Consider the following 26,262-nt stretch of genomic DNA (forward strand, 5'->3'; position numbering starts at 1 on the left):
GCGTCGGGCCGTACGGGCGACGGCCTGCCAGGCAGAACGAGGTGACCGGCCGGTAGGTTACGCGCGCCGATCGCACACCCGACCGGATCGCCGGGGAAAGAACCCGGTCCGGAAACCGGGCGTCGGCGCGATAGGGTTCCCTCTGAAGAGCTGCAAGGCGAGGGAGCGCGCAAAGGTGTCCGTGGGAGAGCTGGCCGGATTGCTCGTCGCCGTCTTCTGGGCGGTCCTGGTCACCCTGCTCGCCGTGGTGCTGGTCCGCCTCTCCCGGGTCCTCAAGGAGGCCGCCGTCCTGGTCTCCGCCGTCACCGAGCAGGCCGTCCCGCTGCTGACCGACGCGGGCGCCGCGGTGCGCAGCGCCAACGAGCAGCTGGAGCGGGTGGACGAGATCACCGCCAACGTGCAGGACGCCGCCGCCAACGCCAACGCGCTCTCCTCCACCGTGGCCGCCACCCTGGGCGGACCGCTGGTGAAGGTCGCGGCGTTCAGCTACGGCGTGCGCAAGGCCGTCGCCCGGCAGCAGGGCGGCGTGCCGCCGGTGCCCTCGCAGGCCGGCGAGCGCGAGGAGCTGGCCCGGCTGATCCGGGCCGAGGTCCGCGCCGCGACGGCGCCCAGGAGCGGACTGTTCTCCCGGGTCCGGCGCGCGGTGAGGGGCTGACGGCATGGTGCGACGCATCTTCTGGATGGCGGTCGGCGCCGGCGCCACCGTCTGGGCCATGAACAAGGCCAACGAGGCCGTGCACCGGCTGACCCCGGACAGCCTCTCCGGCACCGCCGCCCGCGGTGCGCTGCACCTGGGCGACCTGGCCAAGCAGTTCGCCCAGGACGTGAAGGCCGGCATGGCCGAGCGCGAGGAGCAGCTGAAGGACGACCTCGGGCTGCACGGCACCGCCGTGGTGGAGCCCCGCGGCGACCGCAGGGTCCTGCGCGGCGAGCCGCAGTACCGAGCTATCTCGGCGGCGCCCGGTAGCCCGGCCGCCGCCCTGCCTCCGTCCCGCAGCGCCCGTACCACCCCCCAGACCACTGAAGAAACGCCCCGCCGCGCCCTGCCGCCGCGGGGCGGCACCCCGAACCGGAAGGACCACTAATGGAGTCGGCTGAGATCCGCCGCCGCTGGCTGCGCTTCTTCGAGGAGCGCGGCCACACCGTCGTTCCGTCGGCGTCCCTGGTCGCCGACGACCCCACCCTGCTGCTCGTCAACGCCGGCATGGTGCCGTTCAAGCCCTACTTCCTGGGCGAGGTCAAGCCGCAGTTCTCGCGCGCCACCAGCGTCCAGAAGTGCGTGCGCACCCTGGACATCGAGGAGGTCGGGAAGACCACCCGGCACGGCTCCTTCTTCCAGATGTGCGGCAACTTCTCCTTCGGCGACTACTTCAAGGAAGGAGCCATCAAGTTCGCCTGGGAGCTGCTCACCACTCCCGTCGCGGACGGTGGCTACGGCCTGGAGAAGGAGAAGCTCTGGATCACCGTCTACAAGGACGACGACGAGGCCGAGCAGATCTGGCGTGACGTCATCGGCGTGCCCTCGGAGCGCATCCAGCGCCTCGGCATGAAGGACAACTTCTGGTCGATGGGCGTCCCCGGCCCGTGCGGCCCGTGCTCGGAGATCAACTACGACCGCGGCCCCGCGTACGGCGAGGAGGGCGGCCCGGCCGTCAACGGCGAGCGCTACCTGGAGATCTGGAACCTGGTCTTCATGCAGTACGAGCGCGGCCACGGCGACGGCAAGGACGGTTTCGAGATCCTCGGCGACCTGCCGAGCCGGAACATCGACACCGGCCTCGGCCTGGAGCGCCTCGCCGCCATCCTGCAGGGCGTCGACAACCTCTTCGAGATCGACACCAGCCGGATGATCCTCGACCGCGCCGCCGAGCTCACCGGCCACACCTACGGCGCCGACCACAAGGCGGACGTCTCGCTGCGCGTGGTCACCGACCACATCCGCACCGCGCTGATGCTGATCGGCGACGGCGTCACCCCCGGCAACGAGGGCCGCGGCTACGTGCTGCGCCGCATCCTGCGCCGCGCCATCCGCAACATGCGCCTGCTGGGCGCCACCGGCGTGGTGGCCAAGGACCTCACCGACATCGCCATCAAGGCGATGGCCCCGCAGTACCCGGAGCTGGAGAGCGACCGCAAGCGCATCGAGACGGTCGTCGTCGGCGAGGAGGCGGCCTTCCTCCAGACCCTGAAGGCCGGTACCAACCTGCTGGACGCCGCGGTCACCGAGACCAAGCAGTCCGGCGGCGCGGTGCTCTCCGGCGACCAGGCGTTCAAGCTGCACGACACCTACGGCTTCCCGATCGACCTGACCCTGGAGATGGCCGAGGAGCAGGGCCTCCAGGTGGACGAGGCCGGCTTCCGCCGCCTGATGCAGGAGCAGCGGGACCGCGCCAAGGCCGACGCCAAGGCCAAGAAGATGGGCCACGCCGACGTCGCCGCGTACCGCGAGGTCGCCGACACGTCCGGTGCCAGCGTCTTCACCGGCTACTCGCTCACCGAGGGCGAGGCCACCGTGGTCGGCCTGCTGGTGGACGGCGTCCCGGCGCCGGCCGCCTCCGAGGGCGACGAGGTCGAGATCATCCTCGACCGCACCCCGTTCTACGCCGAGGGCGGCGGCCAGCTCGCCGACCAGGGCCGGATCCGGCTGGAGTCCGGCGCGGTGGTGGAGATCCGCGACGTGCAGCAGCCCGTCCCGGGCGTCATCGTGCACTCCGGCGGGGTGCTGTTCGGCGAGGTCGTGCTGGGCGCCTCGGCGTACGCCACGATCGACACCGAGCGCCGCCGGGCGATCGCCCGCGCCCACTCGGCCACCCACCTGACCCACCAGGCGCTGCGCGACGCGCTCGGCCCGACGGCCGCCCAGGCCGGCTCCGAGAACGCCCCCGGCCGCTTCCGCTTCGACTTCGGCTCGCCCGCCGCCGTTCCCGGCAGCGTGCTGGTCGACGTCGAGCAGAAGATCAACGACGTGCTGACCCGCGAGCTGGAGGTCACCGCCGAGGTCATGACGATGGACCAGGCCCGCAAGGCCGGCGCCATCGCGATGTTCGGCGAGAAGTACGGCGACGAGGTCCGGGTCGTCACCATCGGCGACTTCTCCAAGGAGCTGTGCGGCGGCACCCACGTCGGCAACACCGCCCAGCTGGGCCTGGTGAAGCTGCTCGGCGAGTCCTCGATCGGCTCCGGCGTGCGCCGCGTCGAGGCGCTGGTCGGCAGCGACGCCTACCGGTTCCTGGCCCGTGAGCACACCGTGGTCGCCCAGCTCACCGAGCTGGTCAAGGGCCGTCCGGAGGAGCTGCCGGAGAAGATCTCGGGCATGCTCGCCAAGCTCAAGGACGCCGAGAAGGAGATCGAGCGCTTCCGCGCCGAGAAGGTGCTGGCCGCCGCGGCGGGCCTGGCCGACTCGGCCGAGGACGTGCACGGCATCGCCGTGGTCGCCGCGCAGGTCGCCGACGGCGTGGGCGCGGACGAGCTGCGCAAGCTGGTCCTGGACGTGCGCGGCCGCCTCGGCTCGCGCCCGGCCGTGGTCGCCGCCTTCACCGTGGCGAACGACCGCCCGCTGACCGTGATCGCCACCAACGAGGACGCCCGCGGCCGCGGCATCAAGGCCGGCGAGCTGGTCCGGACCGCCGCCAAGACCCTCGGCGGCGGCGGTGGCGGCAAGGACGACGTCGCCCAGGGCGGCGGCTCCAACCCGGCCGCGGTCGGCGAGGCCATCGCCGCGGTGCTCGGCCTGGTCGCGGAGCGCGCCAGCTGATGGAGCTCGAGGAGAGGCCCTTCCGACGGGGTCGGCGGATCGCCGTCGACGTCGGGGACGCCCGGATCGGGGTCGCGTCCTGCGACCCCGACGGGGTGCTCGCCACGCCCGTGGAGACCGTCCCGGCCGGGGTGAAGTCGCAGGCCAGGATCGCCGCCATCGTCGAGGAGTACGACGCGATGGAGGTGATCGTCGGGCTGCCGCGTTCGCTCAGCGGCAAGGAGGGCCCGGCGGCGGAGAAGGTCCGGGCGTACGCGACCCGGCTGGCGAACCGGCTCTACCCGGTGCCGGTGCGGCTGGTGGACGAGCGGATGTCGACCGTCACCGCGACCCACGGGCTGCGCGCCTCGGGGGTCAAGGCGAAGAAGGGCCGCTCGGTGGTCGACCAGGCCGCCGCGGTGGTGATCCTGCAGACCGCCCTTGAGTCCGAACGGGTGAGCGGACGCCCGCCCGGTGAGAGCGTCGAGGCGGTCGGCTGACCGGTCTGATCTAACGTCCCGTTGAGGGGTCCGTGCGGACGCGTCCGCACGGACCCCTTTTCGTTCGCTTCCTTGTCTGTTTTGGATCGATTCATGTCGATCCGGATCGATCTGGGACCGCCGAAGGGGGCGCGAGCCATGACCGACCAGGACTTCCACCCGGGTCTCACGCCCGGGCATCTGGGCGCACCGGTGCTGGAACCGGAGGGCCGTCCGCCGGGTGCGCCCCGTCCGCGCTTCGATGCGCCCGATCCGCACCGACGGCGCAACGGGCTGGCCTGCGGGCTCACCGCGCTCGCGCTGATCGCGGTGTTCGGCGGGGTCGGGCTGACCGGGTACACCTGGATCCAGGCGCAGCGCAAACCCCCGGCCGCCGCCGACTTCGCCGGGCAGGGCACCGGCAGCGTGCAGGTCTCGGTGCCGGAGGGCGCCGGCCTCTCCCAGATCGCCTCCGCGCTGGTCCGCAACGGCGTGGTGGCCAGCTCGCTCGCCTTCACCCGGGCCGCGAAGGGCAGCGCGGCGGCGGCCGGGCGGATCCAGCCCGGGACGTACACGCTGAAGCAGCGGATGTCGGCCGCGGCGGCGCTGGCGGTCCTGATCGACCCGGCCAACGCCAACGGCCTGACCATCCCCGAGGGCTGGCGCGGCTACCAGATCTACGCGGCCATCGACAAGAAGCTGAACCTGCCCGCGGGCACCGCCCAGAAGACCGCCCAGGACCAGGGCGCCGAACTCGGCCTGCCGGACTTCGCCAACGGCAGCCCGGAGGGCTACCTGTTCCCGGCGACGTACAGCGTCACCGAGGGCACCACCGCCTTCGACCTGCTGAAGCAGATGGTGGACCGGGCCGGCCGGGAGTTCGGCCGGGACGACGCCACCGTGGTCGCGCAGAACCTCGGGCAGAGCGTGTACGGGCTGATCACCGTGGCCAGCATGGTCCAGGGCGAGGCCGACAACACCGAGGACATGGGCAAGGTGGCCCGGGTGATCTACAACCGGCTGGCCAAGGGCATGCCCCTGCAGCTGGACTCCACCATCAACTACGCGCTCGGCCGCTCGACCCTGAACACCTCGGTGACCGACACCAGGCTGGACTCCCCGTACAACACCTACCTGCACGCCGGACTGCCGCCGAGCCCGATCTCCAACCCCGGGCGGCAGGCGATCATGGCCGCGCTGGACCCGACGCCGGGGGACTGGCTGTACTTCGTCACCGTGAAGCCGGGGGACACCCGCTTCACCGACAGCTTCGACGTCCAGCAACGCAACGTGGCGGAGTTCAACGCCAACCGGGCGGCGGCCAAGCCGAGCGGCCCGGCGTCGGGCGCGCCCTCCGACCCGGCGGCGACGGCCCCGGGGGCCTCGGGCGGGGCCGGTGCGCCTTCCGCTCCCGGTGCGGGGACGCCGTAACGGAGTTGTGTGCCGTCGGTGAGATCGCTCACTGACGGTGCGTCCGCCCGGCCGGGGGTAAGGCTGCGGTACGGTAACGTCTCCCTCCAGGCGCTGCGCTAGCACGCCGGTTCGAGAATCAGCCGGGACCGCGTCGTCCCGGACGGCCGGTTTGATCCTCCGGTCGTCACCGTCGGTTAAGGGGATCAATGACCGATCTGGGCGGGGGCTACAACCCCCAGGGCGAGCCGTGGCACCCCGGTGATCCCGGGTACGACGGCCGGCAGCCGGTCCCCGGCCAGCAGGACGGCCAGTGGCAGCAGCAGTACCCGCAGCAGGGCCAGCAGGTCCAGCAGCAGTACGGGGACGTGCAGCAGGGGTACGCGCAGCAGCAGATGGCGCCGCAGATGCAGCAGCAGATGATGGCGCAGCAGGGCTACCAGCAGCAGGCCCCCCAGCAGCAGATGCCGCAGCAGGGCTACCCGGGCGGTCAGCAGGGCTACCAGCAGCAGATGGCGCAGCAGCAGGCGCCGGTGCAGCAGCAGGGCTACCCCCAGCAGGGGTACGTGCCGCAGCAGCCGCAACCGCAGCAGCCGATGCAGCAGGGGTACGCGCAGCAGCAGCTGCCCCAGCAGCAGGCGCCGGTGCAGCAGCAGGGTTACCAGCAGCAGGCTCCGCAGCAGGTCCAGCCCCAGCAGGTCCAGGCGCAGCAGGTCCAGGCACAGCAGCCCCTCCAGCAGCAGCCCCCGCAGCAGCCGGCCCCCGAGCAGCAGGCTCCGCAGCGGCAGGTGCCGCGGCGCCGGGCCAAGCCGCAGCCGGCCCCGGAGCCGGTGCCGGCCTCCGGCCCCGGCCCGGACGGGATCGACTGGGAGGCCGAGGCCGCCGCGCTGGAGGCCGGCGCCGATCCGGTCGGCGCCGCGCGCGAGGGCGGGACGGACGAGTGGGACGGCCACGGGAACGGCGGCCGCCACGAGGAGGACGGGTACCCCGACGAGCACGCCGAGGCCGGGGAGGCCGGCTTCCTCGGCGAGCAGGACGACTCCCGCGAGGCCCAGAAGAAGCGCAAGGAGAAGGGCAAGAAGTCGGGCCGCCGCAACGGCGGCGCCTGCCTGCTGGTCGCCGCGGTGCTGCTCGGCGCCGTCGGCGGGGCCGGCTGGTGGGGCTACGGCTTCTACCAGGACCACTTCGGCCCGGCGCCGGACTTCACCGGCGAGGGCACCGGCACCGTCCAGGTCGAGGTCAAGAAGGGCGCGGTCGGCGGGCAGATCGGCCTGGCGCTGAAGAACGCCGGCGTGGTCAAGAGCGTCGACGCGTTCAACACGGCCTGCAAGGCCGAGCCCAAGTGCGGCACCATCCAGTACGGCTTCTACGGGATGAAGAAGGAGATGCCGGCCGCGGCCGCGCTCAAGGAGCTGCTCGCCCAGGCGGGCGGCGCGGCGATCGTCGTACCGGAGGGCAAGAACTCCACCGAGATCTACACCCTCATCGACACCAAGCTGAAGCTGCCGCCGGGCACCACGGCGGGCGTCGCCAAGGCGCAGGTCAACGACCTCGGCCTGCCGCCGTACGCGAACGGCAACATCGAGGGCTTCCTCTGGCCGACCCGCTACAACATCGCCGAGGGCATGAAGCCCGAGGACCTGCTCAAGCAGATGGTGAAGAACGCCACCGAGAAGTACGCCGGCCTGGACGCCCAGGCGGCCTCGGTGGGGCTGAAGACCGGCTACGAGGTGCTCATCGAGGCGAGCATCCTCCAGCGCGAGGGCAACAACCCGGAAGACTTCGCCAAGATGGCCAAGACCATCCAGAACCGGCTGGCCGCCGGCGGCGAGATCAACCACCGGCTCGGCATGGACACCACGCTCCAGTACTCGCTGGGCCGCAAGGACCTCGACAAGAAGGACATGGACGACGCGAACAACAAGTACAACACCTACGTGAACCAGGGCCTGCCGCCCGGTCCGATCTCCAACCCCGGCGACGAGGCGCTCAACGCGACGCTGCACCCGGCGGACGGAAAGTGGCTGTACTTCATCGCGATGTCCCCGACCCAGACCCGGTTCGCCGAGACGAGCAAGGAGCACTACGCCAACGTCAAGGAGTACTGCCAGTCGGCCGGGCAGGGCTTCGACGAGGCGCGCGGCCACTGCACCACCAAGAAGTAGCCGCACCACCAGGAAGTGGCCGCGGCACCAGGAAGCAGCCGCGGCCGGACGACAGTTCGCCAGTTCGCGGAGAGAAGCGTTGACCAGCAAGCACCGGGCGGCCGTTCTCGGCTCGCCGATCGCCCACTCGCTCTCGCCGGACCTGCACCGGGCCGCCTTCGCGGCGCTCGGGCTGGACGGCTGGCGCTACGACGGCTTCGAGGTCGACGAGGCCGGGCTGCCCGGGTTCGTCGCCGCGCTGGACGAGGCCGAGTGGGCCGGGCTGTCGCTCACCATGCCGCTGAAGCGGGCGGTCATCCCGCTGCTCGACGAGGTCAGCGCGACGGCCCGCTCGGTGGACGCGGTGAACACCGTGGTGTTCACCGCCGACGGCCGGCGCACCGGGGACAACACCGACGTCCCCGGGCTGGTCAACGCGCTGCGCGAGCGCGGGATCACCGAGGTGCCCGAGGCGGCCGTCCTGGGCGCCGGGGCCACCGCCTCCTCGGCACTGGCCGCGCTCGCCCAGATCTGCACCGGCGAGGTGACGGTCTACGTGCGCAGCGCCGAGCGGGCCCGGGAGATGGCCGAGCTGGGCGAGCGGCTGGGCGTCGCCGTCCGCACCGCCGACTGGGAGCTCGGGGCGCAGGCGCTGGCCCGGCCGCTGACGATCTCCACCACGCCGGTCGGCGCGACCGACGTCTTCGCCGAGGCGCTGCCCGCCGAGCCGGGCGCGCTGTTCGACGTGCTGTACCACCCGTGGCCGACGGCGCTGGCCGCCGCCTGCGCCGGGCGCGGGGCGACCGTCCTGGGCGGGCTGGACCTGCTGGTGCACCAGGCGGTGCTGCAGAACGAGGCCTTCACCGGGCGGACGCCCGGGCCGCTGGCGGCGATGCGCGAGGCGGGGGAGAAGGCGCTCGCCGGGCACTGAGCCCGGCCGCCGTCGGACCTGGACGGGCCCGGCCCCACGGCCGGGTGCCCGCCCGCCGTCCGGTTTCCCGGGCGGTTCCCGGCCGGATCGTGGCCGGTTGCTGTCCGTCACGCGGACTGTGCCCCCGGGTGCCGCTGGGGCATGAAAGGATTCAGGTACAAAAGGCACGCCCGGGGCGGGCCCCGGCGGTGCCGTGGTCCGGTCCGCTGATGAAGGAGCTCCGTTGGGTACGTTGCGCTGGCTGACGGCGGGGGAGTCGCACGGCCCCGCACTCGTCGCGACGCTGGAAGGCCTGCCCGCCGGTGTACCGGTCACCACCGACGTGGTGGCCGACGCGCTGGCGCGCCGCCGGCTCGGTTACGGCCGCGGGGCGCGGATGAAGTTCGAGCAGGACGAGGTGACCTTCCTCGGCGGCGTCCGGCACGGTCTGACCATGGGCAGCCCGGTCGCGATCATGGTCGGCAACACCGAGTGGCCGAAGTGGGAGCAGGTCATGTCGGCCGACCCGGTCGACCCCGAGGTCCTGGCGGGCCTGGCCCGCAACGAGGCGCTCACCCGCCCCCGGCCCGGCCACGCCGACCTGGCCGGCATGCAGAAGTACTCGATCGACGAGGCCCGGCCGATCCTGGAGCGCGCCAGCGCCCGCGAGACGGCCGCCCGGGTCGCGCTGGGCGCCGTCGCCCGCGCCTACCTCCGCGAGGTGGCCGGGATCGAGATCGTCAGCCACGTGGTCGAGCTGGCCGCCGCCAAGGCGCCGGCCGGCGTGGTGCCGCTGCCCTCGGACGAGGCCAAGCTGGACGCCGACCCGGTGCGCTGCCTGGACGCCGACGCCTCGAAGGCGATGGTCGCCGAGATCGACCAGGCCCACAAGGACGGCGACACCCTCGGCGGCGTGGTCGAGGTGCTGGCGTACGGCGTGCCGGTGGGCCTCGGCTCGCACGTGCACTGGGACCGCCGGCTGGACGCGCGGCTGGCCGCCGCGCTGATGGGCATCCAGGCGATCAAGGGCGTCGAGGTCGGCGACGGCTTCGACCTGGCCCGGGTGCCGGGCTCCCAGGCCCACGACGAGATCGTCCCGACCGCCGAGGGCGTCAAGCGCACCTCCGGCCGGTCCGGCGGCACCGAGGGCGGACTGTCCACCGGCGAGCTGCTGCGGGTGCGCGCCGCGATGAAGCCGATCGCCACCGTGCCGCGGGCGCTCCAGACCCTGGACGTGCGCACCGGCGAGCCGGCCAAGGCGCACCACCAGCGCTCGGACGTCTGCGCGGTCCCGGCCGCGGGCATCGTCGCCGAGGCGATGGTCGCGCTGGTGCTGGCGGACGCGGTGAACGAGAAGTTCGGCGGCGACAACGTCTCCGAGACCCGCCGCAACGTGCAGGGCTACCTCGACAACCTGATCATCCGATGACGAACCCCGTTGTCGTGCTGGTCGGCCCGCCCGGCAGTGGCAAGTCCACCGTCGGGCGGATGCTGGCCGAGCGCCTGGGCGTCGGCTTCCGGGACACCGACGCCGACGTCGAGGCGACGGCCGGCAAGCCCATCCCGGAGATCTTCATCGACGAGGGCGAGCCGCACTTCCGCGCGCTGGAGGCGGCCGCCGTGCGCGCGGCCGCCGAGGGGCACGACGGGGTCCTGGCGCTCGGCGGCGGCGCGGTGATGGCCGAGGCCACCCGCGCGCTGCTGCACGAGCTGCCGGTGGTCTTCCTGGAGGTCCCGCTCGCCGACGCGGTCAAGCGGGTCGGCCTGGACGCCCCGCGCCCGCTGCTGGCCGTCAACCCGCGGGCCCGCTGGCGCGAGCTGATGGACGCCCGCCGCCCCCTCTACCTGGAGGTGGCCACCGCCGTGGTCGACACCGCCGGGCGCACCCCGGAACAGGTCGCGGACGCCGTACTGGAAGCACTGGAGCTGAAGACCCCCCATGACTGACACCACCGTCAGGATCCACGTCGGCGGCAGCGCCGGCCACGACCCGTACGACGTGCTGATCGGGCACCAGCTGCTCGGTGAGCTGTCTCCGCTGATCGGGACCCGCGCCAAGCGGGTGGCGCTCATCCACCCGGAGGCGCTCGCCGCCACCGCCGACGCGATCCGCGAGGACCTGCTCGGCGAGGGCTACGAGGCCATCGTGCTCCAGGTGCCCAACGCCGAGGACGCCAAGAGCGTCGAGGTCGCCGCGTACTGCTGGTCGGTGCTCGGGCAGACCGGCTTCACCCGCAGCGACGTCATCGTCGGCCTCGGCGGCGGCGCCACCACCGACCTGGCCGGCTTCGTCGCCGCGACCTGGCTGCGCGGGGTGCGCTGGATCTCCATGCCCACCACGCTGCTCGGCATGGTCGACGCGGCCGTCGGCGGCAAGACCGGCATCAACATCGCCGAGGGCAAGAACATGGTCGGCGCCTTCCACCCGCCGGTGGGCGTGCTGGCCGACCTCGACACCCTGGAGACGGTGCCCAAGCACGACTACGTCTCCGGCCTCGCCGAGGTCATCAAGTGCGGCTTCATCGCCGACCCGGCCATCCTCGACCTGATCGAGGCCGACCCCGAGGGCGCCAAGACCCCGTCCGGCCCGCACACCGTCGAGCTGATCCGCCGCGCCATCCAGGTCAAGGCCGACGTGGTCTCCGGGGACCTCAAGGAGTCCGGCCGCCGCGAGATCCTCAACTACGGCCACACCCTCGGCCACGCCATCGAGCGCAACGAGCGGTACAAGTGGCGGCACGGCGCCGCGATCTCCATCGGCATGGTCTTCGCCGCCGAACTCGGCCGCCTGGCCGGGCGGTTGGACGACGAGACGGCCGACCGGCACCGCACCGTGCTGGCCTCGGTCGGCCTGCCGCTGAGCTACCGGGCGGACGCCTGGCCGAAGCTGCTGGACGCGATGAAGATCGACAAGAAGTCGCGCGGCGACCTGATCCGCTTCATCGTGCTGGACGGCCTCGGCAAGACCTCCGTACTGGAGGGCCCCGACCCGTCGCTGCTGGTCGCCGCGTACGCGGAGGTCTCGGCGTGACCAGGGTGATGGTGCTCAACGGCCCCAACCTGGGCCGGCTGGGCAGCCGCGAGCCGGACGTCTACGGCGCCACCTCGTACGCCGGGCTGGTCGAGCGCTGCACCGCGCTGGGCAAGGAGTTCGGCTTCGAGGTCGAGGTGCACGAGACCAACTCCGAGCAGCAGATGGTGGAGTGGCTGCACGAGGCGGCCGACGGGCAGGTGCCGGTGGTGATCAACCCCGGTGCGTTCACCCACTACTCGTACGCGATGCGGGACGCCGCGGCCCAGCGCACCGCGCCGCTGATCGAGGTGCACATCTCCAACCCGTACGCCCGGGAGACCTTCCGGCACACCTCGGTGATCGCCGCGGTGGCCTCCGGCACCATCGCCGGTTTCGGGCTCGGCTCCTACGAGCTGGCGCTGCGCGCGCTGGCCGAGCGGCTCACCACCCGCTGAGGGTACGGGCGGTGGCCCGGCGGCGGACTGTGCCCGCTGCCGGGCCGCCGTGTAGTGTCCCCGCTGAGAAGTGTCGGGAGGTGCCGTGACGCAGTACACCGGAGGCGGGCAGGTCCCGCCGCGTCCCGTCGCCCCGCCGGTGGCGCCGGGGGGCGGAACGCGGGGGACGTCGTCGGGGGCGCAGCCGCTCTCCCCGCAGCCTCCGCCGTCCCCGCCACCGGGCCGGCCGGCGCCGGCGGCGCCCGTCACTCCCGGGCCGACCGGCCCCGGGCCCGCCGCCCACCCCGTTCCCGCCCACCCGGCCCCGGCCCCCGCGGCCGTACCCGTGCCGAGCGCGCCGCCCGTGCCCGCCGGGGGCACCGGGCACTTCGTGCTGCCGTCCGGCGCACCCGTCCAACTGCCGGCCCACCCGCCGCGGCAGCACGCGGCCACCGGGCCGATAGCCGTCCTGCTGATCGGACCGGCCGGGGCCGGCAAGACCACCGTCGCCCGCCACTGGGCCGAGCGGCGGCCCACCCCGACCGCGCACATCAGCCTGGACGACGTCCGCGAGTGGGTGCAGGCGGGCTTCGCCAACCCGCAGTCCGGCTGGAACAACGCCTCCGAGGCGCAGTACCGGCTGGCCCGCCGCACCTGCGGCTTCGCCTGCCGCAACTACCTGGCCAACGGCATCTCCTGCATCATCGACGACGCCGTCTTCCCGGACCGCCCGGCGATCGGCCTCGGCGGCTGGAAGCGGCACATCGGCCCCGGCATGATCCCGGTCGTGCTGCTGCCCAGCCTGGACTCGGTGCTGCACCGCAACGCCCGGCGCAGCGGCAACCGCCGGCTCGGGGACGAGGAGGTGGCCCGCATCCACGGGCGGATGGCCGGCTGGTACAACTCCGGGCTGCCGATCATCGACAACTCCGCCCTGGACGTCGCCGGGACGGCCGCCGAGCTGGACCGCGTCATCCTGGCCCGGTTGATGGGCGTCCCGGTCCGCTGACCCGCGGCGGGACGGGGCTGTCGGTGCCGGCTGCGATGATGGACGGGTCCAGTCGCCGAGCCCGGAGGAGCCGACGCCCGTGCCCGAAGGCCACATCATCCACCGCCTCGCCACCGAGAACCGCGAGGCCTTCGGCGGCCGCCCGGTGCGGGTCTCCAGCCCGCAGGGCCGGTTCGCCGACGAGGCCAAGGTGATCGACGGGCAGCTGCTCACCGGCGCGGAGGCCACCGGCAAGCACCTCTTCCTCGGCTTCGAGGAGGGCGCCTGGGTGCACGTCCACCTCGGCCTCTACGGCGGCTTCACCTTCGGCACCGGCCCGGCGCCCGAGCCGGTCGGGCTGGTCCGGCTGCGGCTGGAGAACGAGGACGGCTACGCCGACCTGCGCGGGCCCAACACCTGCGCGCTCGTCACGGACGACCAGAAGGCCGCCGTCGCCGCCCGGCTCGGCCCCGACCCGCTGCGCGCCGACGCCGACCCGGAGGCCGCCTGGCGCCGGATATCCGGCAGCCGGACGACCGTCGCGGCGCTACTGATGGACCAGAAGGTGCTGGCCGGGGTGGGCAACGTCTACCGGGCCGAGGTGCTGTTCCGCCACGGCATCGACCCGCACCGGGCCGGGCGCGACCTCACCCGCCGGGAGTGGGACGCGATCTGGGCCGACCTGGTCGCCCTGATGCGCGAGGGCGTCACCGCGGGCCGGATCGACACCGTCCGCCCCGAGCACACCCCCGAGGCGATGGGCCGCCCGCCCCGGGTGGACGACCACGGCGGCGAGGTGTACGTCTACCGGCGGGCCGCCATGCCCTGCCTGGTCTGTGGCACCGACGTGCGGACGGAGGAGCACGCCGCCCGCAACCTCTTCTGGTGCCCCGCCTGCCAGGCGGCGTGACCGGCCCCGGCCGGGACGCGCAACGCCCCCGTGTCGTGGAGAGCCCTTCTGACCTGCGACGATGGACGGGTGCCCGCCGAGCGGCGGGCACCCGTCCGCACGGCCACGTGTGAACGTGGAAGGGAAGGAAGTCCCATGATCTTCATTACGGTCAAGTTCGCGGTCCGCCCCGAGCGCGCCGACGAGTGGCTCGACCTGGTCGACGGTTTCACCCAGGCCACCCGCAGCGAGCCCGGCAACCTCTTCTTCGAGTGGTCCCGCAGCGTCGACAACGCCAACGAGTTCGTCCTGGTCGAGGCGTTCCGCGACGGCGACGCCGGCAAGGAGCACGTGGAGTCCGCGCACTTCACCAAGGCCATGGACGAGATGTCGTACGCCGTGGCCGCCAAGCCGCAGATCGTCTCGATCGAGATCCCCGGCATGGACGGCTGGGGCGAGATGGGCGAGATCACCCCCCGGTGACACCCGAGCGCCCCTCCGGCCGGGTGCCCAGCCCGTAGGCTGGGGCCCGGGCGGCCGGAGGGAGCAGGCGGATGGAGCGGCACGAGGTGGCCAACACCGTGTCAGGCGCCACGGTGGGCGGCCATGTGGTGCAGGCCGGGAGCATCGGGTCGGTGCACCTCCACCAGCCGCCGACGGTGCCGACGCCCCGTCAGGTGCGCGCGCCGCACGGCCCGTTCGTCAACCGTGAACCGGAGTTCGCCGCACTGGCCGGCGCGCTGGACCGGGTCGAGGAGGGCGGACTCGGGGTCGTGGTGTTCACCGGCCTCGGCGGGGTCGGGAAGACCGAGCTGATCGCCAAGTTCACCGAGCGCCACCGGGAGCGCTTCCCCGGCGGGGACCTCTACGCCGACCTGAAGGCCTACCGGCACCAGGGCGGGGTGGACCTCCCCGGGCTGTTGGCCGGCTTCCTGCGCGCCCTGGGCGCCGAGCCCCCGGCCGTGGAGGCCGAGCGGTTCACGGCCTTCCGCACCGCCACCGCCGGGCGCCGGTGCCTGTTCTTCCTGGACAACGTCGAGCACGCCGCGGAGGTCCGGGCGCTGCTCCCCGCCTGCGGGCTGGTGGTGGTCGCGAGCCGGCGGCGGCTGCCCGCGCTGCGGATGGACGGCGCCGAGGTGCGCCGACTCGGGCCGCTGAGCGCGGCGGCGGGCGCCGAACTGGTGCGGGGCTGGGTGGGCTCCGGGCGGGGAACCGACGGGGAACTGGCCGAACTGGTCGAGCTGTGCGGCGGGTTGCCGCTCGCGCTGAACGCGGTCGGGAGCCAGCTGCTGGACCGGGACAGCCTGCCGGTCGGCCGGGTGGTGGCCGAACTGCACGACCGGGAGGGCAGGTTGGCGATGCTGGAGGACGAGGAGAGCGATCTCGGCGCGACGTACGACCTGGTCCACGAGCGGCTGTCGGCGCCGGGCCGGGCGCTCTACCAGCTGATCGGCGTGCACCCCGGCCCCTTCGTGTCCGCCGAACTGGCGCGGGCGGTCGGCGTCGAGCGCGCCGAGCAGGCGGTCAGGGAGCTGCGTGGCGTCCACGTGCTCGACGAGGTGGTGGACGACGACGGCGAGGACCGATTCCGGGCCCACGACGTGGTGCGGCTGCACGCCTACGGCCGGACGCGGGAGGTGCCCGACCGCGCCGGGCTCCTCGCCGGCGTCGTGGCGTACTTCCGGGGCCGTGCGTCGCTCGCCGACCGGACGATGGGCAGGGACCGGCTCCGGCTGCAGGACCCGAGCGGCGACGACCTGCCCGGCTTCGCCTCCGACGCCGCGGCCCTGGAGTGGCTGTACGCCGAACGCGCCGACTTCCGCGCGGTGGTGGAGGAGGCGGCCGCGCAGGGGTGGCACGGCGAGGTGTGGCGGCTCTGCGAGTCGCTCTGGCCGCTGTACCACGGCCGCAAGCTCTACGACGACTGGATCGCCACCCACCGGCTCGGCATCGAGTCGGCCCAGTGGGACAACCAGCCGGCCGCCGTGGTCAAGATGCGCAACCAGCTCGCCCGCGCCCACCAGGAGCGCAAGGAGTACCGGCTCGCCGCCGAGCAGCTGGCGCTCGCCACGGAGCTGGTCCCGCTGGTGACGAACCGCCGGGTGGTCGGGGTGCTCTACGAGACCGACGGCCTGCTCTGCCTGGCCGACGGCCGCCCGGGCGACGCGGTGGAGCGCTTCACCCTGGCCCTGGCGGAGAACCGGGGCGACGACCACGGCGAGATCGTCCAGAGCTACAACCTGGCGCAGGCGCTGATCGCCGACGGCCGTCCGGAGGAGGCGCTGACCCTGCTGGCCGAGGCCACCGCCCGGGCCGGGCGGACGCGGGACAACGACATGCTGATGAAGCTGCCGCTGGTCCGGGCCCGGGCCCACCGGGCCCTCGGGCAGCTGGACCTCGCCGTTGCCCACGCGGACGACTGCGCCCGGCAGGCCAAGGAGCGGAACCAGTACGCGAAGGAGGCGCAGGCCCACACCCTGCTCGTCACCCTCGCCGAGGAGCTGGACGACGCGGAGCTGGCGGAGCGCAGCCGCGAGCGGCTGCGGCAGCTGGCGGGCTGAGGGGCGGTCCGGGCCGAGGGGCGGTCCGTAGCGGGCGGGCGGGGTCAGGGCCCGGTACGGAAGGACACCCGGGTGCGGTCCCCGCCGGTGCGGACGGTGAGTCCGTGCTCCGGGAGGCCGGCCGGGTCGCCGCCGTCGGCGAGCCAGCAGGCCACGGCGGAGCCGAGCAACAGCGGGTCGACGGCGGGGTCGGGGCGGCCCCAGTCCGGTTCGGCGCGGGCCTCCAGCAGTCGGCCGGCGTGCAGCCGGAGCAGGTGGCGGGCCGGGCCGAGGGCGGCCACCGCGACGGCGAGGCCGGGCAGTTCGGCGGCGGTGTCGGCCAGCCAGCGGGTGGCGGGGCGTTCGGCGTGCGCCTCGGTGCGGGCGATCACCTCGGCCGTGTAGCGCAGGGCGTCGCCCGGGTGCTCGTCGGTGAGGGCGTGGAAGCCGCGCGGGGTGTGGTCGTCCGGGTGGAAGGGGTAGCGCCGCAGGCTCACCTCGGTCCCCTCGGTGCTGCCCTCGACGTCGTACGCGGTGGGCCACTCGGTGGCCCCGGGGCAGGGGACGGGCCTGGGGTAGGGCGGCAGGGCCGGTTCGTCCCCGGGTTCGTCCAGGCCGTCCAGGAAGGAGTAGAGCAGCGGGCGCAGCAGCCGGGCGGATTCGCCGCGGTGGGCGAGTGAGCGGTCGGTGATCTCGCGCAGGCCGGCCGGGGCCTCGGCGAGGGCCTGTTCGAGCTGGGCGGCGAGGTCCCCGTCCGGGTCGAGGACGGGGGCGGCCTGGCCGAAGGCGTAGCTGGGGGAGCGCGGGTCGAGTTCGGCGGCGCCGGTGGCGACGAGCATGGTGCGGTGTTCCAGGGCGGCGCCGTAGACGGTGACCGAGCCGTGGTCGCCGATCACGCAGTCGGCGGCGACGAGCGCGGCCTGCCAGCCCTGGTGGGGCGGGATCAGGCGCAGGCCCATCCGGCGGGCGTCGTCGAGCAGCGCCCCGGGGGCGTGGCGGCTCCACACGTTGGGGTGCAGCACGACGGCCACCGTGTACTCGTCGGCGGGCAGTTGGCGGACGAGCCGCCGGGGCAGGTCGGGGTGGCGGCCGAATAACGAGTGCTCGCTCCAGGTGGAGCTGACGACGACGAGCCGTCGGCCGCCGACGGCGCCGAGCGCGGCGCGGTAGCCGTCCCGGGAGCGCCGGCTGGCGAGCATCCGGTCGAAGCACGGGTCGCCGACCACCCGGGCGACGTCCAGGGCCTCGGGGCAGGAGGTCCGCAGCCGGTCGAGCTGTTCGGGGTGGGAGAGCCCGAGGGCGTCCACGAACACCCGCCCGCGGTGGGTGAGTTCGTTGCGGGACAGGCCGGCGGCGCTGACCGTGTCGCCGGTGGACTCGGTGACCAGGCGGTTGTAGCCGGCGCCGTGCGGCAGGACGACGAGGTGGGCGTCCAGGCGGTGCATGGAGGAGTGGACGGCGCAGGCGACGGCCAGGTCGAAGCGGTGGCGGACGGCGTCGTCCCAGTCCAGCACGGTGAAGCCGGACAGGCCGTGCAGGTAGTCGTCCAGGGCGCGGTCGGCGAAGACGGAACCGGGGTTGACGGTGAAGTACCACTCGATGCCGTGCGGGCTCAGCAGGGAGAGGACGTCCAGCACCCGGGTGGCCGAGGTGAGGGTGCGGGCGACCGCCAGCACGCGGGCCTTGACCGGGTCGGTGTTCCAGCGGTCGGCGGGCCAGGCATGGGGGTGGGACGGCACATCATGATCGTACTGGCCGGGGCCGTTCGCGGCGCGCCTTCCCGAGCGGGAGTCAGCGGCCCGGGCAGGAGTCGGCAGACCGAGCGGGAGTCAGCAGGTCGGGCAGGCGTCGGCGGGAGGGGTCAGCCCACCGCCGCGCTGGGCTCGTGGTGCTCGGCGGCGGCGCACTCGTCGAGGAGGGGGCGCATGGCCTCGTCCACGAGCCGGTAGCGCACCACTCGTCCGTCCCGGTCGCCGGTGACCACGCCGGCCGTGCGGAGCAGCCGCAGGGCCTGGGAGACGGCGGGGTCGCGCATGCCGGTGGCCACCGCGAGGTCGCTGACGGCGAGCGGGCCGGCCCGGTGGAGGGCGAGCAGCAGGGCGAGCCGTCCGGGGTCGGCGAGCAGGGAGAACCGCTCGGCCCAGGACCGGACGTGCGCGGGGTCGCCGATCGCGGCGATGGCCTCGCAGACCCGGTGCCCGTCGATGGTGCGGTGGCCCGCGCGGTCGGCCGGTACGAGATGCATGCGGACATTCTTGCAGGCGGTCGCCTGTGATCCTGGACACCTGCGCAGGTGCGCAGCCTTGCACGGGTCGGGGCGCGGCCCCTACGGTGTTCCCCGCCGTGGTGCTCGGGAAGACCGGTGACGGACCCTCAGGGGTCCCAGCCCGGAGCGGCCCTCGCCACTGTGATCGGGTCGTTCCTCCGCCCGCGGAGGAACGTCGTCCGTGCCCACGGAGCCACTGGGTGCCTCGCGCACCTGGGAAGGCGGGCACGGGTATCCCGTCAGCCAGGAGACCGGCCACGGCATCTCACGAGGTTTTCCACGAGGTGCTGGAGCGTGATCCGCAGATGACCCTGCCCGAAACCGTTGCCGCCGGCGCGAAGCCGGCCCCTTCCGTGCTGCCCAGCTTCAGATGGCGGCGCGAGGACACCGTCCGTACGGCCGGGCTGATGGCGGTGATCGTGGCCATGCACGTGGTGGCCTTCGGCACGCTGATCTTCCTGGTCGCGCCCGAGCGGTACGCGGTCGGTACCCAGGTCTTCGGGGTGGGCCTCGGCATCACCGCGTACACCCTCGGCATGCGGCACGCCTTCGACGCCGACCACATCGCGGTGATCGACAACACCACCCGCAAGCTGATGGCGGACGGCAAGCGGCCGGTCTCGGTGGGCTTCTGGTTCGCCCTCGGGCACTCCTCGATGGTGGTGCTGATGGCCGCCCTGGTGGCGGGCGGCGCGCAGCTGGCGAACACGCTGATGGACGACGAGTCGGCCACCCACAAGTGGCTGGGCGTGATCGGGACGACCACCTCCGGCGTGTTCCTCTACCTGATCGGCGCGCTCAACCTGGCGGCGCTGCTCGGCATCCTCAGGGTGTTCCGCTCGATGCGGGCCGGGAAGTTCGACGAGAAGGAGCTGGAGGCGCACCTCGACTCGCGCGGCTTCATGGCCCGGGTGCTGAACCGGGCGACCCGTTCGATCACCCGGCCGGGGCAGATGTTCCCGGTGGGCATGGTGCTGGGCCTGGGCTTCGACACCGCGACCGAGGTCACCCTGATGGTGATGGCCGGCTCGGGCGCGGCCTCCGGGCTGCCCTGGTACGCGATCGTCTGCCTGCCGCTGCTGTTCGCGGCGGGGATGAGCCTGTTCGACACCCTGGACGGGACGTTCATGAACTTCGCGTACCAGTGGGCCTTCGCCAACCCGGTCCGGAAGGTGTACTACAACCTGACCATCACGGGTCTGTCGATCGCGGTGGCCTTCATCATCGGCACCATCGAGCTGGTCGGGGTGCTGCACGAGAAGCTCGACCTGACCGACCCGGTCACCGGGTTCGTCGCGGACATCTCGCTGGACAACGTGGGCTACGCCATCGCCGGGCTGTTCGTGGTGGTCTGGGCGATCGCGATCGGGTACTGGAAGCTCGCCCGGGTCGAGCAGCGCTGGACGCCCGAGGGCTCCTGAGCCGAGCGGCCCGGCCACCCACGGCGCCTCCCCGAGTCCGGGGAGGCGCCGTTCGCGTGTCCGGGGTCAGCGCTCCTCGCGGAAGTCGACGTGCCGGCCCGCGGCCGGGTCGTACTTGCGCAGGACCATCCGGTCCGGGTCGTTGCGGCGGTTCTTGCGGGTCACGTAGGTGAAGCCGGTGCCGGCGGTGGAGCGGAGCCTGATCACCGGGCGCAGTTCGCTGCGGGCCATGGGACGTCCTCCTGGGGTCTGGGGGGTCGGGGTCTCGGGTTCCGGTCCGAGGGGTTGGCTCGAACCGTACATCAAAATGGAAGTCATTTTCATCTGGTGTAACGTGAGCCCGGTCCTGCCCATTCCCGGACGCCAGGGAGCACCCATGTCCGCCCGCTGCCAACTCACCGGCCGCCGGCCCGGCTTCGGCAACGCGATCTCGCACTCGCACCGCCGCACCGGCCGCCGCTTCGACCCCAACATCCAGCGCAAGCGCTACTGGCTGCCCGGCGAGGGCCGGTACGTCCGGCTGGCGCTGAGCGCCAAGGGCATCCGCACCGTCGACGCGATCGGCATCGAGGCCGCCGTCGCCCGCATCCGCGCCCGGGGGGAGAAGGTCTGATGGCCAAGCAGAGCAAGATCGCCAAGAACGAGCGGCGGCGCGCCGTCGTCGCCCGCCACGCCGAGCGCCGGGCCGAGCTCAAGCGGACCATCGCCCACCCCGGCACCGGCCCCGCCGAGCGCGCCGCCGCCCAGGCCGAGCTCGCCCGCCAGCCGCGCGACGCCAGCGCCACCCGGGTCCGCAACCGGGACGCCGTGGACGGCCGGCCCCGCGGCTACCTGCGGGCCTTCGGCCTCTCCCGGGTCAACCTGCGCGCCCACGCCCACGCCGGGCACCTGCCCGGCGTCCGCAAGGCGAGCTGGTGAGCGCCGTGGACGGGACCAGGCTGCCGGTGGTGGTCGTCGCCGGCCTGCACGCGGAGCAGCGCCGGGCCGCCGTCGAGGAACTGGCGGCGGCCGCGGTGGACGCCGTGGTCCTGCACCACGACCTGCGGGACGCCGCGCTCGGCACCGTCCGCCGCGAGCTGCGCGACGCCGCCGGGGCCTTCGACGTGGCCGACGTCCCGCTGGCGAACGACTGCCCGTGCTGCGCCCTGCGCGAGGACCTGCTGCCCCGGCTGCTGGAGATCGCCGACGGCGGCCGGTACGGACTGGCGATCGTCGAACTGTGGGGCGGCAGCGACCCGCACCCCGCGGTCGAGGTGATCGCCGGGGGAGAGGTGGACGGGCGGCCGCTCGACGACGCCGTCGAACTGGCGGGCGTGGTCACCGCCGTCGACCCGGACCGGCTGGTCGGCGAGCTCTCCGTCCCCGACGACCTGGTGGAGCACGGCGAGCAGACCGCCTCGCGCGACGACCGGACCCGCGCCGAGGCGCTCGCCCACCAGATCGAGTACGCCGGCACGCTCACCGTGCCGCGCGCCGCGGCGCACGCGCCGGGGCTCGCCCTCCTGCGCCAGCTGCACGCCACCGCCCGGACCGTCCGGCTCGGCACCGGCGCGCTCACCCGGGCCGCGCTCGGCGGCTTCGACGTGGCCGCCGCCCGCGACCGGGTCAACCCGGCGCTCGCGCTGCTGCCGCAGGAGCGGGACGAGGCGGGCGTCGCCACCCTGCTGTGGGAGCGCCGCCGACCGCTCCACCCCGAGCGGCTGCACCGGGCGCTGGAACTGCTCGTCCCGGCGGCGCAGCGCAGCCGCGGCCGGTTCTGGCTGGCCAACCGGCCCGACCTGATACTCGCCTGGGACGCCGCCGGGGCGAACCTCGCGGTCGAGGAGTGCGGGCCCTGGCTCACCTCCCTGCCCGACGCGGCCTGGGAGCTCTACCCGCCCGCGCGCCGGGCCGCCGCCGCCCTCGACTGGCACCCCCGGCACGGCGACCGGGTGCAGCAGCTCAGCTTCACCGCCGAGGGGCTGGACGTCGACGGCATCACCGACCTGCTCGACTCCTGCCTGCTCACCGACGCCGAACTCGCCGCCGGCGAACCCGGCTGGAAGGCCCTGCCGGACGCCTTCCAGGACCTGCTCGACCCCGTCCACTGAAGGAGTGCCCTCCCGTGCGCAAACGATCCGCCCCGCCGAAGCCCCGGCCCAACCCGCTGCTCGCGGCGGGCATCGAGTACATCGACTACAAGGACACCGACCTGCTGCGCCGCTTCGTCTCCGATCGCGGCAAGATCCGCGGCCGCCGGGTCACCCGGCTCACCGCCGAGCAGCAGCGGGCGGTGGCCCGGGCGATCAAGAACGCCCGGGAGACGGCCCTCCTGCCGTACGCCTCGGGCGCCACCCGCTAGCGCCGCCCGACGACGCGTTCGACCACACCACCCGAGAAGGAGCCCGCGATGGCCGTACCCAAGCGCAAGACCTCCCGCAGCAACACCCGGCACCGCCGGGCCCAGTGGCGGGCGACGCCCCCGAAGCTGGTCGCGATCACCCTGAACGGCCGGGAGATGCTCGTCCCGCAGAACCTCGTCCCGGCGTACCGGCGGGGTCTGCTCGACCCGGACGGGCAGTAGGCGCGACGGGAGGAAGCCGCCGCCGAGGGGATGTGGGCCCCTCGGCGGCGGCGCGCGTCCGAGCGGCGGTGGGGGCGGGGGCCCCGGCGCGGGCCGGAGGGCGACGGCGCGGTCGCGCGGGGGGCGCGCAAGGGGCACCGGGGGTTCTGGCGGGGGTGCTCGGCGGGCGCTTCGGGCCGGGGGTTCGTAGGCTCGACGCATGGCGGATGCGTACGCGGGGCGGCGGGAGCGGGTGAGGGAGCACTGCAGCGCGGCCGGGGCCGATGCGGCGCTGATCACCCGTGCGGCGAACGTGCGGTACCTGACGGGCTGCGCGCCCTGCGGGGCGAGCCTGTTGCTGACCAGGGAGCGGGCGCTGCTGGCGCTGCCGGACGACCTGCCGCCGGACGACACCGGGGAGCACCTGATCGCCCCGGACGTCACCCGGCTGCCGGTGGCGGCCGGCTCGGACACCGCGCTGGCCGCCGCGGCCGCGGCCACCCGCTCCGGGGTGTCGGGCCTGGCGGTGGAGGAGCACGACCTGACCGTCAGCCGGCACCGGGCGGTGGGCGACCTGATAGCGGGGACCCGGCTGGTGGACCTCGGCCGGACGGTCGAGCGGCTGCGGGTGGTCAAGGACGAGCACGAGATCGCGGACCTGCGGATCGCCGCCGAGATCGCCGACCAGGCGCTGGGCGAGCTGCTGGAGTCGATCCTGGTCGGCCGCACCGAGCGGCACCTGGCGATGGAGCTGGAGCGCCGGATGATCGACCACGGCGCCGACCGGGCGGCCTTCCCGGTCTCGGTCGGCACCGGCAGCCACTCCGGCCAGGCCGCCCACCAGCCGACCGACCGCCGGGTGGAGGAGGGCGACTTCCTGACCGTGGTGATGGGCGCCCAGTACCGCGGCTACGGCGTCTCCACCGCCCGCACCTTCGTGATCGGCGCCGCCCCCGCGCCCTGGCAGGTGGAGCTGCACCGGCTGGTCTTCCGGGCCCAGCGGGCCGGGCGGGAGGCGCTCGGACCAGGCGTGGAGCAGTGCGTACCCGACCGGGCCGCCCGGCAGGTCCTGGAGGCGGCCGGCCACACCGAGCCCTCCCCGCACCCGGTGGGCCACGGCATCGGGCTGGAGATCCGGGAGGCGCCGCGCCTCGGTCCGGCGGACATGGGTAAACTGGACAGCCGCGTGCCGGTCACCGTCGGTCCGGGGGTTCACCTCCCGGGCAGGGGCGGCGTCCGGATCGAGGACACGCTCGTCGTGCGCCCCCTTGAGGAGGGCGGGCCCGAGCTGCTCACCATCACCACCAAGGAGCTCCTCGCCCTGTGACCGCGGCCCCCGGGGCCGTGGGCGGCAGGACGCAATCCCTTGGTTCCTTGACAGCTATACAGGAGTAAGTGCGCCCGTGGCTTCCACGAACGATCTCAAGAACGGCATGGTCCTCAAGCTGGAGGGCGGCAAGCTCTGGTCCGTCGTCGAGTTCCAGCACGTCAAGCCCGGCAAGGGCCCGGCCTTCGTGCGTACCAAGCTCAAGGAGGTCCTGACCGGCAAGGTCGTCGACAAGACCTTCAACGCGGGCACCAAGGTCGAGACCGCCAACGTCGACAAGCGCGGCATGCAGTTCTCGTACAAGGACGGCGAGAACTTCGTGTTCATGGACATGGACACCTACGACCAGCTGACCATCGAGCCGTCGGTCGTCGGCGACGCCGCCAAGTACCTGCTGGAGGGCTTCGAGGCCCTCGTCGCGCAGAACGAGGGCTCGGTCCTCTACATCGAGCTCCCGGCCGCGGTCGAGCTGACCATCGCCGAGACCGAGCCGGGCGTCCAGGGCGACCGCTCGACCGGTGGCACCAAGCCGGCCACCCTGGAGACGGGCGCCGAGATCCAGGTGCCGCTCTTCGTCACCACCGGTGAGAAGGTCAAGGTCGACACCCGCGACGGCAGCTACCTCGGCCGGGTGAAGTAAGTCCGTGTCGGCCGCACGCAGCAAGGCCCGCACGCGGGCCTTCCAGATCCTCTTCGAGGCCGACCACCGTGGGGTAGACCCGCAGCAGGTCCTCGCCGACTGGGTGGCCCGCGCCCGCGAGCCCAAGCCCGACGAGGGCACCCCGCAGGTCGGTGAGTACACCATGGAGCTCATCGAGGGGTACGTCCAGCACGCTCGTCGCATCGACGACCTGATCGAGCAGTACGCCGTGGGCTGGACGCTCGACCGGATGCCGATCGTGGACCGCAACGTCCTGCGGCTCGGTGCGTACGAGCTGATCTGGGAGGACGGTGTCCCGGACGCCGTCGTCCTGGACGAGGCCGTCGAGATCGCCAAGGAGTTCTCCACGGACGACTCCCCGGCCTTCGTCAACGGCCTGCTCGCCCGCTTCCTCGAGCTGAAGCCGAGCATCCGCCGCTGAGTGGTCGAATCCCGTGAACGGCCGTCGGACCCGAACAGGTGTCCGGCGGCCGTTCCGCGTTTCATCCGGGCGGCGTAGGGTGAGGGCCTACTTGTCAGTAACTTGACGTCCGGAAGCACGCGTGAAGGGCAGGCCCCCCACATGACCACGGCGATCCGCAGCGAGTTCGACCAGGGCATCGCCCTGACCAGGCACCCCGAGGAGGCCGGCCGGTACGAGGCCGAGCTCGGCGTCGGCTGGCAGATCGGCGGCGGGGTGAACGGCGGACTGCTGCTCGCGGTGGCCGGACACGCGCTGTCGCTGGAGCACGGCACCCACCCGGACCCGGTGTCGATCAGCGGTTACTACCTGTCCGCCTCCACGCCCGGCCCGGCCACCGTCCGCACCGAGGTGCTGCGCACCGGCCGCGGCCTGTCCACCGGCACCGCCTCGCTCAGCCAGGACGGCGTCGAGCGGCTGCGCGTGGTGGCCAGCCACGGCGACCTCGCCACCGCCGACGGCGAGGTGCGCACCAGCGCGCTGCCGCCGCAGCTGCCGCCGCCGGACCAGTGCATCGGCGTCGAGCACGCGCCCAAGGAGCTGATCGCCCAGGCCGCCCTGCTGGAGCGGTTCGACCTGCGGCTGGACCCGGCCACCATCGGCTGGGCGCTCGGACAGCCCTCCGGCAACGGGCGGATCCAGGGTTGGTTCCGGCTCGCCGACGGCCGCGAGCCCGACCCGCTGCTGCTCCTGCTGGTCGCCGACGCGCTGCCGCCGGTCACCTTCGACCTCGGCCTGCCGGGCTGGGCCCCCACCGTCGAGCTGACCGTCCACCTGCGCGCCAGGCCGGTGCCCGGCTGGCTGCGGGTCACCCACGCGACCCGCAACCTGGCCGGCGGCTACTTCGAGGAGGACGCGGAGGTCTGGGACGAGTCCGGCCGCCTGGTCGCGCAGTCCCGCCAGCTGGCCCGCGCGCCCCGCTCCGCCTGACGCCCGCGCGACCCGCATTACCGGTGGTTACATTCCTGTGACACGCCGTACGTGTGCGACGCGCGCGGATGGGGAGGAAGACGGTCAGCGGCACGCCTGCCGCCGACCGTCCTCC

At 73.6% G+C, this 26,262-nt stretch carries 28 protein-coding genes and 1 riboswitch; of the genes, 25 read left to right on the forward strand and 3 right to left on the reverse strand.

All coding sequences use genetic code 11. From position 1 onward, the window contains the following. The first annotated feature begins 175 nt into the window (after positions 1–175). The 15 genes from ACFVXH_RS13330 to ACFVXH_RS13400 all read left to right on the forward strand — a co-directional run bounded on the left by ACFVXH_RS13330 (position 176) and on the right by ACFVXH_RS13400 (position 16,561). A complete protein-coding gene (locus tag ACFVXH_RS13330) occupies positions 176–655 on the forward strand; it encodes a DUF948 domain-containing protein (protein WP_049653994.1) in 480 nt (159 codons plus the stop codon). A 4-nt stretch (positions 656–659) separates the two neighbouring features. Then, positions 660–1,085: a DUF6167 family protein gene (locus tag ACFVXH_RS13335; protein WP_053112171.1), complete on the forward strand. Its 426-nt coding sequence runs from the start codon at positions 660–662 to the stop codon at positions 1,083–1,085. Beyond that, complete coding sequence (alaS, locus tag ACFVXH_RS13340; RefSeq protein ID WP_049653992.1) at positions 1,085–3,754, forward strand: alanine--tRNA ligase; 2,670 nt, start codon at positions 1,085–1,087, stop codon at positions 3,752–3,754. Before ACFVXH_RS13335 ends, alaS begins: the two co-directional genes overlap by 1 nt. Then, positions 3,754–4,233, forward strand: a complete 480-nt coding sequence (ruvX, locus tag ACFVXH_RS13345) for a Holliday junction resolvase RuvX (RefSeq protein ID WP_049653990.1) — start codon at positions 3,754–3,756, stop codon at positions 4,231–4,233. Before alaS ends, ruvX begins: the two co-directional genes overlap by 1 nt. Positions 4,234–4,371: 138 nt before the next feature. Next, positions 4,372–5,643 (forward strand): endolytic transglycosylase MltG, encoded by a 1,272-nt coding sequence (gene mltG / locus ACFVXH_RS13350; protein WP_117487154.1) that lies wholly within the window; start codon positions 4,372–4,374, stop codon positions 5,641–5,643. 188 nt (positions 5,644–5,831) lie between these two features. After that, positions 5,832–7,787, forward strand: coding sequence for an endolytic transglycosylase MltG (mltG, locus tag ACFVXH_RS13355; RefSeq protein ID WP_387822946.1), 1,956 nt, complete (start codon positions 5,832–5,834; stop codon positions 7,785–7,787). Positions 7,788–7,866: 79 nt separating this feature from the next. Beyond that, on the forward strand, positions 7,867–8,697 hold the full coding sequence (locus ACFVXH_RS13360; protein ID WP_074002383.1) for a shikimate dehydrogenase: 831 nt from the start codon (positions 7,867–7,869) through the stop codon (positions 8,695–8,697). A 223-nt stretch (positions 8,698–8,920) separates the two neighbouring features. Beyond that, positions 8,921–10,105, forward strand: a complete 1,185-nt coding sequence (gene aroC, locus ACFVXH_RS13365) for a chorismate synthase (protein ID WP_117487152.1) — start codon at positions 8,921–8,923, stop codon at positions 10,103–10,105. Continuing rightward, the gene (locus ACFVXH_RS13370; protein ID WP_117487151.1) at positions 10,102–10,623 is read left to right on the forward strand and encodes a shikimate kinase; all 522 of its coding nucleotides are present in this window, start codon (positions 10,102–10,104) and stop codon (positions 10,621–10,623) included. The genes aroC and ACFVXH_RS13370 overlap by 4 nt, the downstream gene beginning before the upstream one ends. Then, complete coding sequence (gene aroB / locus ACFVXH_RS13375; protein ID WP_049653979.1) at positions 10,616–11,707, forward strand: 3-dehydroquinate synthase; 1,092 nt, start codon at positions 10,616–10,618, stop codon at positions 11,705–11,707. The genes ACFVXH_RS13370 and aroB overlap by 8 nt, the downstream gene beginning before the upstream one ends. A gap of 8 nt (positions 11,708–11,715) precedes the next feature. Next, positions 11,716–12,144 carry a type II 3-dehydroquinate dehydratase gene (aroQ, locus tag ACFVXH_RS13380; RefSeq protein WP_049653999.1) on the forward strand — a complete coding sequence of 143 codons (429 nt, stop codon included), beginning with the start codon at positions 11,716–11,718 and terminating at the stop codon, positions 12,142–12,144. Positions 12,145–12,229: 85 nt separating this feature from the next. Further along, complete coding sequence (locus tag ACFVXH_RS13385) at positions 12,230–13,132, forward strand: AAA family ATPase (protein WP_387822951.1); 903 nt, start codon at positions 12,230–12,232, stop codon at positions 13,130–13,132. Between the two features lie 79 nt (positions 13,133–13,211). Continuing rightward, positions 13,212–14,021, forward strand: coding sequence for an Fpg/Nei family DNA glycosylase (locus tag ACFVXH_RS13390; protein ID WP_380737419.1), 810 nt, complete (start codon positions 13,212–13,214; stop codon positions 14,019–14,021). A gap of 135 nt (positions 14,022–14,156) precedes the next feature. After that, positions 14,157–14,483 carry a putative quinol monooxygenase gene (locus ACFVXH_RS13395; protein ID WP_074002386.1) on the forward strand — a complete coding sequence of 109 codons (327 nt, stop codon included), beginning with the start codon at positions 14,157–14,159 and terminating at the stop codon, positions 14,481–14,483. 71 nt (positions 14,484–14,554) lie between these two features. Then, positions 14,555–16,561 (forward strand): AAA family ATPase, encoded by a 2,007-nt coding sequence (locus tag ACFVXH_RS13400; protein ID WP_387822955.1) that lies wholly within the window; start codon positions 14,555–14,557, stop codon positions 16,559–16,561. Between the two features lie 44 nt (positions 16,562–16,605). On the opposite strand, the gene ACFVXH_RS13405 is transcribed toward ACFVXH_RS13400, so the two are convergent. Together ACFVXH_RS13405 and ACFVXH_RS13410 are read right to left on the reverse strand one after the other, a co-directional pair. Beyond that, positions 16,606–18,279, reverse strand: a complete 1,674-nt coding sequence (locus ACFVXH_RS13405; protein ID WP_387822958.1) for a hypothetical protein — start codon at positions 18,277–18,279, stop codon at positions 16,606–16,608. 122 nt (positions 18,280–18,401) lie between these two features. Next, a complete protein-coding gene (locus ACFVXH_RS13410; protein ID WP_049656554.1) occupies positions 18,402–18,785 on the reverse strand; it encodes a metalloregulator ArsR/SmtB family transcription factor in 384 nt (127 codons plus the stop codon). A gap of 82 nt (positions 18,786–18,867) precedes the next feature. Continuing rightward, positions 18,868–19,081, forward strand: a riboswitch (cobalamin riboswitch). Positions 19,082–19,111: 30 nt separating this feature from the next. Between ACFVXH_RS13410 and ACFVXH_RS13415 the strand changes: the two genes are divergently transcribed. Next, complete coding sequence (locus ACFVXH_RS13415) at positions 19,112–20,227, forward strand: HoxN/HupN/NixA family nickel/cobalt transporter (RefSeq protein WP_049656561.1); 1,116 nt, start codon at positions 19,112–19,114, stop codon at positions 20,225–20,227. A gap of 66 nt (positions 20,228–20,293) precedes the next feature. On the opposite strand, the gene rpmG is transcribed toward ACFVXH_RS13415, so the two are convergent. Continuing rightward, a complete protein-coding gene (gene rpmG / locus ACFVXH_RS13420) occupies positions 20,294–20,458 on the reverse strand; it encodes a 50S ribosomal protein L33 (RefSeq protein ID WP_049656556.1) in 165 nt (54 codons plus the stop codon). Between the two features lie 145 nt (positions 20,459–20,603). Between rpmG and rpmB the strand changes: the two genes are divergently transcribed. The 9 genes from rpmB to ACFVXH_RS13465 all read left to right on the forward strand — a co-directional run bounded on the left by rpmB (position 20,604) and on the right by ACFVXH_RS13465 (position 26,147). After that, on the forward strand, positions 20,604–20,840 hold the full coding sequence (gene rpmB, locus ACFVXH_RS13425; protein WP_074002388.1) for a 50S ribosomal protein L28: 237 nt from the start codon (positions 20,604–20,606) through the stop codon (positions 20,838–20,840). Beyond that, positions 20,840–21,145 carry a 30S ribosomal protein S14 gene (gene rpsN, locus ACFVXH_RS13430; RefSeq protein ID WP_375875499.1) on the forward strand — a complete coding sequence of 102 codons (306 nt, stop codon included), beginning with the start codon at positions 20,840–20,842 and terminating at the stop codon, positions 21,143–21,145. Before rpmB ends, rpsN begins: the two co-directional genes overlap by 1 nt. A gap of 5 nt (positions 21,146–21,150) precedes the next feature. Beyond that, positions 21,151–22,317 carry a CobW family GTP-binding protein gene (locus tag ACFVXH_RS13435; RefSeq protein WP_387823563.1) on the forward strand — a complete coding sequence of 389 codons (1,167 nt, stop codon included), beginning with the start codon at positions 21,151–21,153 and terminating at the stop codon, positions 22,315–22,317. Between the two features lie 14 nt (positions 22,318–22,331). Then, positions 22,332–22,568, forward strand: coding sequence for a 30S ribosomal protein S18 (gene rpsR, locus ACFVXH_RS13440; RefSeq protein ID WP_049661328.1), 237 nt, complete (start codon positions 22,332–22,334; stop codon positions 22,566–22,568). Between the two features lie 48 nt (positions 22,569–22,616). Further along, entirely contained in the window at positions 22,617–22,790 is a 174-nt protein-coding gene (gene rpmF, locus ACFVXH_RS13445) for a 50S ribosomal protein L32 (protein WP_049661326.1), read from the forward strand. Positions 22,791–22,989: 199 nt separating this feature from the next. Then, positions 22,990–24,096: a Xaa-Pro peptidase family protein gene (locus tag ACFVXH_RS13450; RefSeq protein ID WP_117487146.1), complete on the forward strand. Its 1,107-nt coding sequence runs from the start codon at positions 22,990–22,992 to the stop codon at positions 24,094–24,096. Between the two features lie 76 nt (positions 24,097–24,172). Then, positions 24,173–24,736: an elongation factor P gene (gene efp, locus ACFVXH_RS13455; protein ID WP_049651352.1), complete on the forward strand. Its 564-nt coding sequence runs from the start codon at positions 24,173–24,175 to the stop codon at positions 24,734–24,736. Positions 24,737–24,740: 4 nt separating this feature from the next. Beyond that, the gene (gene nusB / locus ACFVXH_RS13460) at positions 24,741–25,178 is read left to right on the forward strand and encodes a transcription antitermination factor NusB (protein ID WP_049651353.1); all 438 of its coding nucleotides are present in this window, start codon (positions 24,741–24,743) and stop codon (positions 25,176–25,178) included. A gap of 141 nt (positions 25,179–25,319) precedes the next feature. Then, positions 25,320–26,147 (forward strand): thioesterase family protein, encoded by an 828-nt coding sequence (locus ACFVXH_RS13465; RefSeq protein WP_387822967.1) that lies wholly within the window; start codon positions 25,320–25,322, stop codon positions 26,145–26,147. Positions 26,148–26,262 lie beyond the last annotated feature (115 nt).

Origin of the sequence: Kitasatospora sp. NPDC058184 (genome assembly GCF_042883725.1) — a bacterium.
In the GTDB taxonomy this organism is placed as follows: domain Bacteria; phylum Actinomycetota; class Actinomycetes; order Streptomycetales; family Streptomycetaceae; genus Kitasatospora.

Bases quoted from the DNA above. Each gene is read 5' to 3' on its own strand.
- ACFVXH_RS13335 (WP_053112171.1), top strand. From the start codon at position 660: ATGGTGCGACGCATCTTCTGGATGGCGGTCGGCGCCGGCGCCACCGTC.
- alaS (WP_049653992.1), top strand. From the start codon at position 1,085: ATGGAGTCGGCTGAGATCCGCCGCCGCTGGCTGCGCTTCTTCGAGGAG.
- ruvX (WP_049653990.1), top strand. From the start codon at position 3,754: ATGGAGCTCGAGGAGAGGCCCTTCCGACGGGGTCGGCGGATCGCCGTC.
- mltG (WP_117487154.1), top strand. From the start codon at position 4,372: ATGACCGACCAGGACTTCCACCCGGGTCTCACGCCCGGGCATCTGGGC.
- mltG (WP_387822946.1), top strand. From the start codon at position 5,832: ATGACCGATCTGGGCGGGGGCTACAACCCCCAGGGCGAGCCGTGGCAC.
- ACFVXH_RS13370 (WP_117487151.1), top strand. From the start codon at position 10,102: ATGACGAACCCCGTTGTCGTGCTGGTCGGCCCGCCCGGCAGTGGCAAG.
- aroB (WP_049653979.1), top strand. From the start codon at position 10,616: ATGACTGACACCACCGTCAGGATCCACGTCGGCGGCAGCGCCGGCCAC.
- aroQ (WP_049653999.1), top strand. From the start codon at position 11,716: ATGGTGCTCAACGGCCCCAACCTGGGCCGGCTGGGCAGCCGCGAGCCG.
- ACFVXH_RS13395 (WP_074002386.1), top strand. From the start codon at position 14,157: ATGATCTTCATTACGGTCAAGTTCGCGGTCCGCCCCGAGCGCGCCGAC.
- ACFVXH_RS13400 (WP_387822955.1), top strand. From the start codon at position 14,555: ATGGAGCGGCACGAGGTGGCCAACACCGTGTCAGGCGCCACGGTGGGC.
- ACFVXH_RS13410 (WP_049656554.1), bottom strand. From the start codon at position 18,785: ATGCATCTCGTACCGGCCGACCGCGCGGGCCACCGCACCATCGACGGG.
- ACFVXH_RS13415 (WP_049656561.1), top strand. From the start codon at position 19,112: ATGACCCTGCCCGAAACCGTTGCCGCCGGCGCGAAGCCGGCCCCTTCC.
- rpmG (WP_049656556.1), bottom strand. From the start codon at position 20,458: ATGGCCCGCAGCGAACTGCGCCCGGTGATCAGGCTCCGCTCCACCGCC.
- rpmB (WP_074002388.1), top strand. From the start codon at position 20,604: ATGTCCGCCCGCTGCCAACTCACCGGCCGCCGGCCCGGCTTCGGCAAC.
- rpsN (WP_375875499.1), top strand. From the start codon at position 20,840: ATGGCCAAGCAGAGCAAGATCGCCAAGAACGAGCGGCGGCGCGCCGTC.
- rpmF (WP_049661326.1), top strand. From the start codon at position 22,617: ATGGCCGTACCCAAGCGCAAGACCTCCCGCAGCAACACCCGGCACCGC.
- ACFVXH_RS13450 (WP_117487146.1), top strand. From the start codon at position 22,990: ATGGCGGATGCGTACGCGGGGCGGCGGGAGCGGGTGAGGGAGCACTGC.
- ACFVXH_RS13465 (WP_387822967.1), top strand. From the start codon at position 25,320: ATGACCACGGCGATCCGCAGCGAGTTCGACCAGGGCATCGCCCTGACC.